Consider the following 13,141-nt stretch of genomic DNA (forward strand, 5'->3'; position numbering starts at 1 on the left):
TCCACCTCCTTTCGGATCCACCATGACCGTCTCCTCCGCCCCCCGCATCCTGATCCTCGGTGCCAACGGCCGCTTCGGCGCCGCGGCGACCCAGGCGTTTGCCGCCGCTGGCTGGCAGGTGCTGGCGCAGGTGCGCCGCCCGCCCGCCGCGCTGCCAGCGGGTGCGCAAGCGGTGACGATCGACCTGTCGGACACCGCCGCGCTGGCCGCCGCGGCGACCGGTGCGCGCGCCGTGGTCTACGCCGTCAACCCGGTCTACACCCGCTGGCCGACCGACCTGCTGCCGATGGCGCGCCAGGGCATGGCCGTGGCGGAGCGGCTGGGCGCCGTCTTCATGCTGCCGGGCAACGTCTACAACTTCGGTGCGGACATGCCCGCCGTGCTGAGCGAAGACACGCCGCAGACCGCCACGGGCCGCAAGGGACGACTGCGCATCGCACTGGAAGCCGAGCTGCAGCAACGCGCCGCCAGCGGTCAACTGCGCAGCATCGTGATCCGCGCCGGGGACTTCTTCGGCAGCGGCTCCGGGACATGGCTCGACCAGGCGATCATCAAGTCGCTGACCAAGGGCAAGCTCGTCTATCCGGGGCCGACCGACCGGGTCCATGCGTGGACCTACCTGCCCGATCTGGCGCAGGCGTTTGTCGCCGCAGCGGCGCGGTCGGCGGAAGGTCCGGCGTTCCGCTGCTGGCACCACCGCAGCCACGACGTGACGGGCGCCGTGCTGCTGGACACGATCGAACGCCTCGCCCACGAACTCGGCCTCGCGCCGGCCGGGCCGCTGCAGCGCGGCGGGCTGCCATGGGGCGTGATCCGAATCGGCGGCTGGGTGGTGCCGATCTGGCGCGAGCTGGCGGAGATGGCGTACCTGTGGGAGGTGCCACAGGCGCTGGACGGGCGGGTGATGGAGGCCGCGCTCGGGCCGCTGCCGCACACGCCGCTGGACGTGGCGCTGCGGGCGACCCTGCGCCGCTGAGGTCAGTCGCCAGCCGTCAGCCGTTCAGCACCGCCGCCGCGATCGCCTCGCCCATCTCGGTCGTGCTGGCCGTGCCGCCGAGGTCGGGCGTGCGCGGGCCGCTGCGGATCACGTCCTCGATGGCGCGCACGATCGCGTCGTGCGCGGCGCGGCCAGCGCCCTGGCTGTGGCTCAGGAAATCCAGCATCAGCGCGCCCGACCAGATCATCGCGACCGGGTTGGCGATGTTCTTGCCGAAGATGTCCGGCGCCGAGCCATGCACCGGCTCGAACAGCGACGGAAAACGCCGCTCCGGATCGAGGTTGGCCGACGGTGCCAGCCCGATCGTGCCGGTGCAGGCGGGGCCGAGGTCGCTCAGGATGTCGCCGAACCGGTTGGAGGCGACCACCACGTCAAACCGGTCCGGCTGCAGCACGAAGCGGGCGCAGAGGATGTCGATGTGCTGCTTGTCCACCGCGATCTCCGGGTAGGCGGCGGCCATCGCGTCGGCGCGGCCGTCCCACCACGGCATGCTCACCGCGATGCCGTTGCTCTTGGTCGCCACGGTCACCTTCTTGCGGGCGCGCGACTGGGCGAGGTCGAAGGCGTACTTCAGCACGCGGTCCGCGCCGCGGCGGGAAAACACGTTCTGCTGCAGCACCACCTCCTGCTCGGTGCCCGGCCACATCACGCCGCCGATGTTGGTGTATTCGCCCTCGGTGTTCTCGCGCACGACGTAGAAGTCGATGTCACCGGGCTTGCGGTTCGCCAGCGGGCACGGCACGCCCTCGAACAGCCGCACCGGGCGCAGGTTGATGTACTGGTCGAACTCGCGGCGGAACTTCAGCAGCGAGCCCCACAGCGAGATGTGGTCCGGCACCGTCGCCGGCCAGCCGACCGCGCCGAAATAGATCGCGTCGTGGCCGTCGAGCTGCTGCTTCCAGTCGCTGGGCATCATCTCGCCGGTGCGCGTGTACCAGTCGCAGCTCGCCCAGGCGATGGGCGTGGTGTCGAGCGTGAGGCCGAAGCGCTGCGCCGCGGCGTCGAGCACGCGCAGCCCTTCCGGCATCACCTCCTGGCCAATGCCGTCGCCGGGCATCACGGCAATGCGGAAACGCGAGGTCGATGCGGTCATGTGCAGGCTCCGGAATGGGGGGCACCCATGCTACCGTGACCCGCATGTGGACCTCCCTGCGCGCCCTGCCCCGCACCGTCTGGCTGATCGGACTCATCAGTCTGGTCAACGATTCGGCCTCCGAGATGCTGTATCCGCTGATCCCGCTCTACCTGTCGTCGGTGCTGATGGCCGGGCCGCGCACGCTGGGCCTGATCGAGGGCATCGCCGAGGCGACCGCCAGCCTGCTCAAGCTGTTCTCGGGCGCGGTGGTCGACCGCACGCAGCGCGCCAAGCCGTGGATCGTGTTCGGCTACGGGCTGGCCGGCGTCGGGCGGCCGCTGGTGGCGCTGGTGACGAGCTGGCCGGGGCTGCTGCTGCTGCGCTTCGCCGACCGGGTCGGCAAGGGCATGCGCACCTCGCCGCGCGACGCGCTGCTGGCCGCGAGTGTCGGGCCGGAGCGGCGCGGCCTGGCCTTCGGGCTGCACCGGGCGATGGACAACGCCGGCGCCGTCATCGGGCCGCTGCTGGCCGCCGCGCTGCTGGCCTCCGGCGTGGCGCTGAAGGACGTGTTCGTGTGGTCGATCGTGCCGGCGGTGCTCTGCCTGGCCTTGGCGCTCGGCCTCCAGGAGCCAGCACAACGGCCAGTCGCCAACCGCAAACCCTTCGACTGGCGGCTGCGCGACATGCCACCCGCCTTGCGGCGCTATCTGGTGGTGGTCGCGCTGTTCACGCTGGGCAATTCGTCGAACATGTTCCTGCTGCTGCGCGCGCGGGAACTCGGCCTGCCGCAGGCGCAGGTGCCGCTGCTGTGGGCGGGGGTGTCGGCCGTGGCGATGGTGCTGTCGACACCGCTGTCGGCGCTGTCCGACCGCTTCGGCCGGATGCGGCTGCTGCTGGGCGGCTACCTCGCCTACGCCGGTGTCTATGCCGCGCTGGGCCTGCTGACACACGCGGGGCCGGGCCTGTTCGCGGTCTTCGCGGCCTACGGCGTCTTCCTCGCCGCCACCGAGGGCGTGGAGAAGGCGCTGGTCGCCGACCTCGCGCCCGCGGACGGCCAGGGCACCGCCTTCGGCTGGTTCAACCTGACCGCGGGGCTGATGCTGCTGCCGGCCTCGGTCGTGTTCGGGGCCCTCTACCAGTCGGCGGGGCCGGGCGCGGCGTTTGCGTTTTCGGGCTGCTGCGCGCTGCTGGCGGCGGGCCTGCTGGTCGGCTGGGTGCGACCGGCGATGCCCGCGCGCTGACCGCAGCCGCGCCAGGCGCCGTGGCTCAGGCCGCGATCGGTAGCGGCGCCGGCTTCGCTTGTGCAGCCAGCCGGGCGCGGGCCGCGAAAGCTTCGGTGCAGCCCAGCACCTGGCCTTCCATCACCGCCGGCACCGGCACGTCCATCAGCGCCAGCAGGGTCGGCGCCACATCGAGGTTGGTGCAATCCGGCAGCCGCACCCCACTGCGCACCCCGGCGCCGTAGAACGCCAGCAGCCCGTCGATGTGGTGCATGCCCTGCTTGACCGTGGGCGCGTCGATCGCCATCAGCGACTCGATCGGATACCCCGTCGGATCGGCCCCGGCCGCCTGCGGGAAACAGTAGCGCCAATCCCGCCCGTCCTGCGTCAGGCCCAGCGGTGTCACGGTCAGGATGGATTCTGTTTCCTGCACCACGAACGAGGCTTCGCGCTGTTCGGCCTGGTCCTCCCCACGAACGCGATAGGCCGTTTCGAAGGCCGTTTTCACCGCCAGGCGGCGCACCGGATCCTCAACGCGCAAATTCCACTGCGGCACCATCGTGGGCACCACCTCGGAAATACCCTCGCGCCCGACCACCGCCAGCAGCGCGTCCATGTCCCGGACGCGCACGATGACCTTGCCCGCGCGGTACACATCGCTGATATAGGGCTGCTGGCCCATGCTCGACGCCACCACCAGCACGGTATCCGGCGCCAGCAACTGCATCGCCCGGCCAATCAGTTCATCACACAGCCGGTAGCCTTCCGGCACAGCCTCGCCATAGTCCTTGCGTTCCTTCGGCGACGATTTGACGGGAAATACCGCGTCGTCCCAGGCACGCCAGTAATGGTGCATGAAATGCGCGGCGTGGTTGCTGTGCCAGGTGGCGAAGTCCGGGCGCTCCTTGCGGTACAGCGCCGCGAAAATGTCGAAATTGAGGCGCGGCTGCAGACACACCCGGCGCCACCGCTGGCCCGACTGCAGCCGCTCGCGCACCAGCTGGGTCGCGACATGGGCCATCGTGCCCAGGCTCAGGCCCATGCCGATCAGCGCAGCCGCCGTTCCGGCGTTTTCAGCGAGAGTAGGCGCTCGCGTTGTCTTGTTGTGGACCTGGGTGTAGCGCCGGTTCACAGCCTGTACGGGCGCCAGCCGCGGCGGATGGGTCTCGTTGCCCGGGGCAAACGGGCCGGGCACGACAAACCCGTGGACCGGCGGCGGCGGGTAGGAGCTGATACTCCCGAATACCCCCACCTTGCGCCCGGCCTCGGCGGCATAGTGCCAGGTGCGCGGGGCGCTGATGGAATCCGAGGATTGCTCCAGCACCGACGCCCCGTGCACCGCCGGAGATACTCCCGTGTGCAAGGTCACCCAGGTAATCCAGGGATCCAGCAGCGGAGAGCGCTCCACCGCAGACTGCACCGCCCAGGCCCCCTCTGTCCGCAGTTTCTCGAAATTTGGCAAAAATGCCTTGCCACGCTGCTCGATCAGGCGATCGATCACCCGCCAGTTGATTTCATTCAATTCCAGCAGCAATACTTTTTTTGATGGACCCACCATTTCTCCCTCCGAACAATCGACCAGGAACCGCCAGTTCTGGAAACATTGGATACGCACACCCGACCGGTGACCACTGGCGTTTGTGTCGATACGTTGCAATTATCAAATACGGTGGTCAGCACACGCGGATCTGCATTCGGAAAAATCATCCGGACACCCAAGAAGAGTTCGCTTGTACCTATAAGTACCAAGTATTTGATATGGCGCCGTTTTTTTCCTGATCTGGAAAATGAAGAGGCCAGTCCGGCGGGTGGCAGCCCGTCGCTGATGGCCGTCGCATCGACTGGATCCAGTAATCTCTTGCGCACCGGCACCCCTTGAATCAGGGGGCATTCAGTTACAAATTGACGCGGCGCCCCTCTCTGCGCCATGCGGGAGTCGCCGGGAACTCCAGGTCCGAAAACGGCGTGTCATGGTCCATCCGCTGTCGATAATCGTCCCGGTGCTGACCACCGATCCCACCGCGCTCTACGCCGCCTTCGTCGCCCGCGACCGCCGCTTCGACGGGCGCTTCCTGGTCGGCGTGACCTCGACCGGCATCTACTGCCGCCCGGTCTGCAGCGTGCGCACCCCGAAGGCGGACCACTGCCGCTTCTTTCCGCACGCTGCCGCGGCCGAAGCGGGCGGCTTCCGTCCCTGCCTGCGCTGCCGGCCGGAGCTGGCGCCGGGGCTGTCGTCGATCGACGCACCGTCCCGCCTGGCGTGGGCGGCTGCGCGGCGCATCGAGGCCGGGGCGCTCGACGACGCGGGGCTGGCCAGCCTCGCCGCGCAACTGGGCATCACCGACCGCCACCTGCGCCGCGTCTTCGGCGCCGCGTTCGGCGTCAGCCCGATCGACTACGCCCAGACCCAGCGCCTGCTGCTGGCCAAGCGGTTGCTGGCGGACACGGCGCTGCCGGTCACCGAGGTCGCGATGGCCGCGGGCTTCGGCAGCCTGCGGCGCTTCAACACGCTGTTCCGCAGCCGCTACGGGCTGACGCCGAGCACGATGCGCCGCGCGTCCGACCCGCAGGCCGCAGATCCGCAGGGTGGCCTGCGCTTCGAGCTGGGCTTCCGGCCGCCGTTCGACTGGGCGGGACTGCTCGACTTTCTGGCCGCGCGCTGCGTCCGCGGCGTCGAGGAGGTGATCCCGGCCGACGCCGACGACGCCACCTCCACCGGCCTGTACCGCCGCACGCTGCGGCTGGGCAGCGGCGACACGGCGCCGACCGGCTGGCTGTCGATCACGCTGGCCCCGGCCACCCGCCACGCGGTGGCGCTGACGGTGTCACCGGGTCTGCAGCGGGCCTTGCCGGCGGTGCTCGCGGGGGTCGGGCGGCTGTGTGACCTGGGCTGCGATCCGCTGGCCGTCGCGCAGGGCCTCGGCCCGCTGGCGGCCGGTGCGCCCGGTCTGCGCGTGCCGGGGGCGGTGGATGGCTTCGAGGTCGCGGTGCGGGCCGTGCTGGGGCAGCAGATCAGCGTGAAGGCGGCGCACACGCTCGCCGGTCGCCTGGTCGAGGCCTTCGGCGACGCAAGCCCGACGCCCTTCGCCGCGCTGCACCACCTCTTTCCCCCGCCCGAGCGGCTCGCTGCCCTCGATCCGGCCGCGCTCGCCGACCTCGGCATCGTGCGCAGCCGGGCCGCGGCGCTGGTGGCGCTGGCCCGCGCCGTGGCCTCGGGCGCGCTCGACCTCGGTCCCTGCACCGACCTCGACGCGACACTCGCCCGCCTGCAGGCCCTCCCCGGCATCGGCCCGTGGACGGCGCAGTACATCGCGCTGCGTGCGCTGGGCTGGCCGGACGCGTGGCCGAGCGGCGATGTCGTGCTCTGCAAGGCGCTGGGCGGTGTCACCCGCGCCCAGGCCGATGTGCTCGCGCAAGCGTGGCGGCCGTGGCGCAGCTACGCGACGCTGCACCTGTGGCGTGGTGCCTCGGCGGCGGCGGCCATCGCGGCGATCACCTGACGCCAGCGCGCCAGGCCACCACCTGCGCCACCACCCAGTCCGGATCGTCGAGCGGCAAGTCGTGGCCCGCGTCCGGGTGCACGGCCAGTGGCAGATTCCAGGCCCGCGCCACCGCCTGCGAACACGCGGGATGCACCAGCCCGTCCGCAGCGCCGTTGAGCAGCAGCAGCGGGACCGGCGGCGCCCGGTGCGGGGCACGGTAGCGCATCGCGGCGAGCAACTGGCGCAGCGCATTGGCGCGCGACACCGGGTGCGACCGCCGCCAGTCCGTCCACTGCCGCAGCAGCGCGGGCGCCTCGGGTTGGTGTGCCGCGAGCTGGCTGGTCAGGCCGAGGATGCAGCGTTCCCAGCCCTCGGCCGACGTGCCCGGCCACAGACAGTCCAGCAGCGGCGCCCAGGCGCGGGGCCGCAGCCGCTGCCAGAACGGGCTGAACGGCCGCAGGCTGGTGTTGACCAGCACGGCCCCGGCGATCTCGTCCGGATGCGCGGCGGCCCAGGCCGCCGCCACCATCGCGCCCAGCGACATCGCCAGCAGATGCACCGGGCGCCCGGCCAGCCCGCGTTCGGCCACCTGGGCCCGCGCCTGCGCGACCAGCCCAGCCACCGACGATGCGCTGCGCAGGTGGTGCAGCGCGCCATTGCCCGGCAGGTCGATGCAGACCACCTGCGCGCCTGGCGGCAGCGCCTTGGCCAGCCGCTGCGGCACGTCGCCCCAGTGCCGGCCGTCGCGGGTCAGGCCGCGCAGCAGCAGCCAGACCGGCGCGCTCATGCCGGCCCCTTGGCGCCGTACCAGTGCGCCAGCGCCTCGGCGCGGTGCACCTCGCGCGCCTCGCCCACCGGTAGCCAGTGCGCGTGGCTGCAGACAGCGCGCGTCAGGAAGTCGAGCCAGACGATGTGCCGCCGCAGCACACGCTGCTGGCGGTGCGCGATCAGCGGATTGAAGATGCCGTGGCGCGAGAAGAGCTGGCGCGGGTTCTTCTTGACCCACAGCCACGAGCCCATCTCCAGCGTCAGCGGCAGGAACACCCGCTCGCCCGGCAGCGCCAGCGCACGCCCGTAGAGGTGATCCCAGAGGTCGCCGTGCGCGAGGTACTGGCGGCTCTGCGGCTCGAAGACGTAGGGGTGGTGGAGCTGGCTCTGGTCGAGCAGGTGCTTGAGTGCGTGCAGCTCGGGCAGGTGCTCGATGGGTTCGCGCGTGTGGGCATAGGGGAACCAGATGCGGTCGTGCACGCCGAAGCCCGAGTGGCAATCCACCGCCAGGCTGAACGCCCGCCCCAGCAGTTCCGATTCGACCACCTCGCACAGCGCGCGGCTCTCGGCCTCCATGGGGGCGCCGCGCCGGCCGCGGAACCAGGGCAGCGAGGCGCTCAGCCGCTGGCCGCCGATCAGGAAGGGCACGCGGTCGCTGGCGTCCTGCGGGGCGTTGCGCATCAGGTCGACGCCGGCCGGGTTGGCGCGTGTGCCCAGCCACAGCCCGCCCGGGTTGACCAGCGGCATGAACACCAGCCGCACCATCTCCAGCTGCTGCTGCAGCACGCGGTCCCAGGACAGGCGCCGCACGAGGCTGCGCAGGTAGGCCATCACCACCTCGGCGCCGATGCGCTCCAGCCCGTGCACGCCGCCGAACAGGCCGATCGCCGGCACGGCCGGGTCGTCGCTGCCCAGCGTGATCGCGTGGACCGGGAAGTGCCGCCCGCCCGCAGCGACCGTGCAGACCACCCGCGCGGTCGCCCGCCCCTTGGTGTCGGCGACGAGCTGCTCCAGCTCCAGAAGTTCGGGCAAGTCTGCGGGGAATTGTTCGGGTTTTTCCGATGTCACGTCGCGCACCCGGGTCCGATCGGCAAAGCCAAAAAGCATACGCCCGCCATGTGACAAGCCGCCCCGCCGTCACCATCCCGACGCACGCCTGTCACGGAAGCCCGCGACCATCGGGCCATGAACCGTCCCCTCCAACGCTGGATCACCCACCCCGCCCTCGCGCTGGGCAGCACGGTGCTGTGGGGCTGCGTCGAACTCGTGGCCCTGTGGAAAACCCGGAACCGGCGCGTCCGGTAGCCCCGTCCATCTGTTGACAAGCTGTGCATAACTTGCGCGGCCGCAATGGAAACATCAGGTCCGGAAGCGGCGAGTCGTCCCGCGCAGGCTGTGGATAATCCCTTCGGTGGCCGATCGGTCGGCCGCTTGGGAGTCCACCATGCCGTCAAGCACATTCTGGTCTGAACTGTCAACGCCCCTCCAGACCATGGTCCTGGCCTGTTCCGGGGCCGGAATGCGCGGCGCGTGGTTCGTCGGGCAACGCCATTTCGACGGCCCAGCGCCCGACTGGCAACGCGATGACGAGCACCCGCTGCTGCAGGAAGCCGCCACGCAACTGAGCGACTGGTACGCCGGCCGCCGCCACGCCTTCCACCTGCCGCTGACCCCCGACGGCACGCCCTTCCAGCAGGCGGTCTGGGCCGAACTGGCCCGCATCGGCTACGGCGCCACCCGTACGTATGGCGAGGTCGCCGCCGCGCTCGGGCGCCCCGCCGCGTCGCGCGCCGTGGGCGCGGCGACGGGCCGCAATCCGCTGTCGATCATCGTGCCCTGCCACCGCCTCGTCGGCCGCGGTGGCGCCCTCACCGGCTACGCGGGCGGCCTGGACCGCAAGCGCACACTGCTGGCTTTCGAATCCGGAGCACCGCTTGAAACCCCGTGACCTCGCCGATCTGGTCCTGCTCGCTGCGCTGTGGGGCGGCTCCTTCCTATTCATGCGCTATGCCGCGCCGGCCTTCGGGGCCCTGCCGCTGATGTGGCTGCGGGTGGCCATCGCCACCGCCTGCCTGCTGCCGGTGCTGGTCTTGCGGGGTCAGGTGGGCGCGCTGCGCGAACGGATCGGCGTGGTGACGGTCATGGGCCTGTTCAACAGCGCGATCCCATTTGTGCTCATCGCCTGGGCAACGTTGTCGATCACGGCAGGATTGGCGTCGATCCTGAATGCCGCCGTGCCGATCATGACCGCGCTGATCGGCGCCGTCTGGCTGCGCGACCGGCTCGGCGCGGGGCGTGTGGCCGGACTGGTGATCGGCATGGCCGGCGTCGTGCTGCTGGCGGCGGACAAGGCGGATTTCAAGCCGGGCGGCTCCGGCTGGGCGCTGCTGGCGATGGTCGGCGCGACGCTGTGCTACGGCTTCGCCGCGAACTTCACCAAGCGCTACCTGACCGGCGTGCCCCCCATGGTCAACGCCGCCGGCTCGCAGATCGTCTCGGCGGTGGCGCTGACACCGTTCGCGCTGTGGGCCTGGCCGGCGCACAACCCGGCGCCACTCGCCTGGGCCGCGGCGGCGGTGCTCGGCATCGGCTGCACGGCCATCGCCTATGTGCTGTTCTTCAGGCTGATCGAGCGCGTCGGCGCCTCGCGCGCGGTGACGGTGACCTTCCTCGTGCCGGTGTTCGGCACGCTCTGGGGCGCGCTGTTCCTGGGCGAATCGGTGACGGGGTCGATGCTGCTGGGCGGGGCGGTCGTGCTGCTCGGCACCGGGTTGTCCACAGGCGTGATCCGGTGGCCGTCGGGCCGCTGATTTGGTTTCAATTTATTACAAATTAACCCAGTGAGTCTCCAAATAGAGACAATCGCAGTCTTCTGGACGATTGGCAATCTTGATCGACTGAAGGCTTGCTGATCGTCCCGCCATTCCACGGAAAATAGGGGGATGAATGACCGCCTGACCACGCTGCTCCAGCGCTTCGCCCTGCACATCGCCCCGATCCGCCCGACACCACTGCCGAAGTCGGTCTTCCCTGACACCACCCTCCCCGCCCAGCCCGGCTGGCTGCACCTGCTGCTGCGCGGGCCGGTGCAGCTCGAAGGCGTAGGCGATACACAACCCGCCGTGGGACGCCACCAGTGGCTTCAGCCGGCGCTGGTCTGGCTGCCCGCGCCGCTCGCGCACACGCTGCGCCCGCTGAGCGACCAGGGCACCACGCTGCTGAGCGCGCCGGTGCACTTTGGCGATCCGGCGCTGAACCCGCTGATCGACGCGCTGCCGCCGGTGCTGGTGCTGCCACGGCGCGAGATGACCGGCCCGATGGCGGCAACCTGGACGCTGCTGGTCAACGAATACGAAGCTGCAGGCTGCGCCCATGGCGAGGTGCTGGCGCGGCTCGCCGAGGTGCTGCTGCTGCAAGCCCTGCGGCGGACCGTGGAGGGCGCACGCGGGCGCGTCGGCCTGCTCGGCGCGCTGTCGGACGACCGGCTGCGGCGTGTGCTGGACGCCATGCACGCCCGCCCCGAACACCCCTGGACGCTGGAGTCCCTGGCGACCGAGGCCGGCCTGTCGCGCACGGCCCTGGCGACGCAGTTCCGGGCAGCGGTCGGAGTCCCGCCGGGCGACTACCTGACGGGCTGGCGGCTGCGTCTGGCGCGCACACTGCTGGCGCAGGGCCGGGCCGTGAAGGAGGTGGCCGAAGCCGTCGGCTACACCTCGCCGGCGGCGCTGACGCGGGTGTTCACGCAGCGACTGGGCCACCCGCCAACGCACTGGTGGAACGACCGCCGCTGAACGCTGCCCCCAGGTTTCTCCCCACGCCTTGCTTCATCCTGCCGCCGCCATGCCCACCACACCACTGCCCGACGATCTGCGCACCCGCCTGCACGCCCAGGGCGTCCACACCCTGCTCGTCCAGTTCACCGACCTGCACGGCACCGCCAAGGATCGGCCGGCTGACGGCACGCGGCTGGTCGCTGCGCACCGGCATCGAGCCGGAGTTCTTCCTGCTGCGCCACACGCCGGATGGCCGCTGGATCCCGGCCGATGACGGCGACCGGCTCGACAAGCCGTCCTACGACCTGAAGTCGCTGCCGCGCCAGCTCGATTTCCTGCAGGCGCTGCGGCAGGTGCTGACCGACGCCGGGCTCGACGTGCTGCAACTCGACCACGAGGACGCGCACGGCCAGTACGAAGTCAACTTCGCCTACGACGAAGCGCTGGCGAGCGCCGACCACGTGGTGCTGTTCAAGCTCGCCGCGCACGCGCTGGCCGAGGCGCGCGGCATGGTGTTCTCGATGATGCCCAAGCCCTTTGCCAACCAGCCGGGCAGCGGGCTGCATTTCCACGTGTCGCTGTGGACTGGCGAAGGCGACGCCGCGCGCTGCGTGTTCCAGCCCGAGTCGGGCGATCCTCCGGGCGCGAACCTCTCCGCGCTCGGCCGGCACTTCATCGCTGGCGTGCTGCACCACGCCGCGGCGCTCTGCGCGCTGGCGGCGCCGACGGTGAACTCGTACAAGCGGCTGGTCGTCGGCGAGTCGCTGTCAGGCACGAGCTGGGCGCCCGCCTACGTCGCGCACGGTCCGAACAACCGCACCGCGATGGTCCGCACGCTGCCCGGCCGCTTCGAATGGTGCGTGCCGGACGCGAGCGCGAATCCCTACCTCGCCACCGCCGCGCTGATCGCCGCCGGGCTCGACGGCATCGACCGCCAGCTCGACCACGGGCCGGACTGCACCGAGGACCTCTTCGCGCTGTCGCTGGCCGAGATCCGCGCCTGCGGCATCGCGCTGCTGCCGCAGTCGCTGGACCAGGCGCTCGACGCGCTGGAAGCCGATGCGGTGGTCTGCGGCGCGCTCGGGCCGGTGCTGACCGGCGAGTTCCTGCGGCTCAAGCGCGACGAGGCGCTGGCCTATGCGCGCCACGTCTCGGCGTGGGAATTCGAGCGCTACGCCAGCGCCTTCTGATTCACATGCCCGCCTTGGCGCTGGGCCGGGCGTTGATGCGGTCGCGCCAGTCCTGCAGGTGCAGCAGCCCCAGGTCGCTCGGCCGGAACTTCATCAGCCCGCGCGCGAACTCGACCGCGCAGAAGGCGGTGATGTCGGCGATGGTGAAGCGCTCGCCGGCCCAGTACGGCCGCGACGCCAGTTCCACATCGAACACCCGCAGCAGGTCCGGCAGCTTCCCGGCTTGCGACTGGCCGTACTCGGGGAACTGCGGCTGCTCCAGCGGCGCGAGGCCGGGGTGGACATGGCGGATCCAGTTCGCGATCGGCAGCAGGCAGTAGAACTCGGCGCGCCGGTCGTGCATCTCGATGAAGGCGCGTTCTTCGGCATCGACGCCCATCAGGTTCGGCTCGGGATAGCGCCCCTCGAACCAGGAACAGATGGCGCGCGTCTCGCTCAGGAAGCGGCCGTCATCCAGCTCCAGCACCGGCACGCGGGACACCGGGTTCTTGGCCAGGAACTCCGGCGAGCGGTGCTCCTGCGTGTTGATCGCCACCGGCACGGTCTCGACCGACACGCCCTTCTCGGCGAGGAACATCTGGACGCGGCGCGGGTTCGGGGCGCGGGGGGCGATGTGCAGTTTCACGTGGAACACTC

12 protein-coding genes are annotated in these 13,141 nt (G+C 70.8%); 7 read left to right on the top strand and 5 right to left on the bottom strand.

Annotated features, from left to right (window positions below; all coding sequences use genetic code 11):
* Positions 1 to 22: 22 nt before the first annotated feature.
* Complete coding sequence (locus AABN02_RS02605) at positions 23 to 976, top strand: NAD-dependent epimerase/dehydratase family protein (protein ID WP_338413358.1); 954 nt, start codon at positions 23 to 25, stop codon at positions 974 to 976.
* Between the two features lie 16 nt (positions 977 to 992).
* Here the strand turns inward: AABN02_RS02605 and AABN02_RS02610 are convergent, their stop codons facing one another.
* Complete coding sequence (locus tag AABN02_RS02610; protein ID WP_338413359.1) at positions 993 to 2,090, bottom strand: tartrate dehydrogenase; 1,098 nt, start codon at positions 2,088 to 2,090, stop codon at positions 993 to 995.
* A 44-nt stretch (positions 2,091 to 2,134) separates the two neighbouring features.
* On the opposite strand from AABN02_RS02610, the gene AABN02_RS02615 reads away from it, so the two are divergent.
* On the top strand, positions 2,135 to 3,313 hold the full coding sequence (locus tag AABN02_RS02615) for an MFS transporter (RefSeq protein ID WP_338413360.1): 1,179 nt from the start codon (positions 2,135 to 2,137) through the stop codon (positions 3,311 to 3,313).
* Positions 3,314 to 3,338: 25 nt separating this feature from the next.
* On the opposite strand, the gene AABN02_RS02620 is transcribed toward AABN02_RS02615, so the two are convergent.
* Complete coding sequence (locus AABN02_RS02620; RefSeq protein ID WP_338413361.1) at positions 3,339 to 4,949, bottom strand: alkaline phosphatase family protein; 1,611 nt, start codon at positions 4,947 to 4,949, stop codon at positions 3,339 to 3,341.
* 343 nt (positions 4,950 to 5,292) lie between these two features.
* On the opposite strand from AABN02_RS02620, the gene AABN02_RS02625 reads away from it, so the two are divergent.
* Entirely contained in the window at positions 5,293 to 6,792 is a 1,500-nt protein-coding gene (locus tag AABN02_RS02625) for an AlkA N-terminal domain-containing protein (RefSeq protein WP_338413362.1), read from the top strand.
* Here AABN02_RS02625 and AABN02_RS02630 read toward each other — a convergent pair.
* Both AABN02_RS02630 and AABN02_RS02635 read right to left on the bottom strand, forming a co-directional pair.
* Positions 6,785 to 7,561 (bottom strand): alpha/beta hydrolase, encoded by a 777-nt coding sequence (locus tag AABN02_RS02630; RefSeq protein WP_338413363.1) that lies wholly within the window; start codon positions 7,559 to 7,561, stop codon positions 6,785 to 6,787. The genes AABN02_RS02625 and AABN02_RS02630 overlap by 8 nt on opposite strands.
* Positions 7,558 to 8,574: a M14 family zinc carboxypeptidase gene (locus AABN02_RS02635; RefSeq protein WP_338413364.1), complete on the bottom strand. Its 1,017-nt coding sequence runs from the start codon at positions 8,572 to 8,574 to the stop codon at positions 7,558 to 7,560. The genes AABN02_RS02630 and AABN02_RS02635 overlap by 4 nt, the downstream gene beginning before the upstream one ends.
* Positions 8,575 to 9,034: 460 nt before the next feature.
* On the opposite strand from AABN02_RS02635, the gene AABN02_RS02640 reads away from it, so the two are divergent.
* From AABN02_RS02640 to AABN02_RS02655, 4 genes are all read left to right on the top strand, one after another.
* Positions 9,035 to 9,490 carry a methylated-DNA--[protein]-cysteine S-methyltransferase gene (locus AABN02_RS02640; RefSeq protein ID WP_338413365.1) on the top strand — a complete coding sequence of 152 codons (456 nt, stop codon included), beginning with the start codon at positions 9,035 to 9,037 and terminating at the stop codon, positions 9,488 to 9,490.
* On the top strand, positions 9,477 to 10,352 hold the full coding sequence (locus tag AABN02_RS02645) for a DMT family transporter (protein ID WP_338413366.1): 876 nt from the start codon (positions 9,477 to 9,479) through the stop codon (positions 10,350 to 10,352). Before AABN02_RS02640 ends, AABN02_RS02645 begins: the two co-directional genes overlap by 14 nt.
* 132 nt (positions 10,353 to 10,484) lie before the next feature.
* Positions 10,485 to 11,333, top strand: a complete 849-nt coding sequence (locus AABN02_RS02650) for an AraC family transcriptional regulator (protein ID WP_338413367.1) — start codon at positions 10,485 to 10,487, stop codon at positions 11,331 to 11,333.
* Positions 11,315 to 12,505: a type III glutamate--ammonia ligase gene (locus tag AABN02_RS02655; RefSeq protein WP_338413368.1), complete on the top strand. Its 1,191-nt coding sequence runs from the start codon at positions 11,315 to 11,317 to the stop codon at positions 12,503 to 12,505. Before AABN02_RS02650 ends, AABN02_RS02655 begins: the two co-directional genes overlap by 19 nt.
* A 1-nt stretch (position 12,506) precedes the next feature.
* Here AABN02_RS02655 and AABN02_RS02660 read toward each other — a convergent pair whose 3' ends face one another.
* Positions 12,507 to 13,130 (bottom strand): glutathione S-transferase family protein, encoded by a 624-nt coding sequence (locus AABN02_RS02660; RefSeq protein WP_338413369.1) that lies wholly within the window; start codon positions 13,128 to 13,130, stop codon positions 12,507 to 12,509.
* Positions 13,131 to 13,141 lie beyond the last annotated feature (11 nt).

It is taken from the genome of uncultured Sphaerotilus sp., from assembly GCF_963924895.1.
Taxonomy (GTDB): Bacteria; Pseudomonadota; Gammaproteobacteria; order Burkholderiales; family Burkholderiaceae_C; genus Sphaerotilus.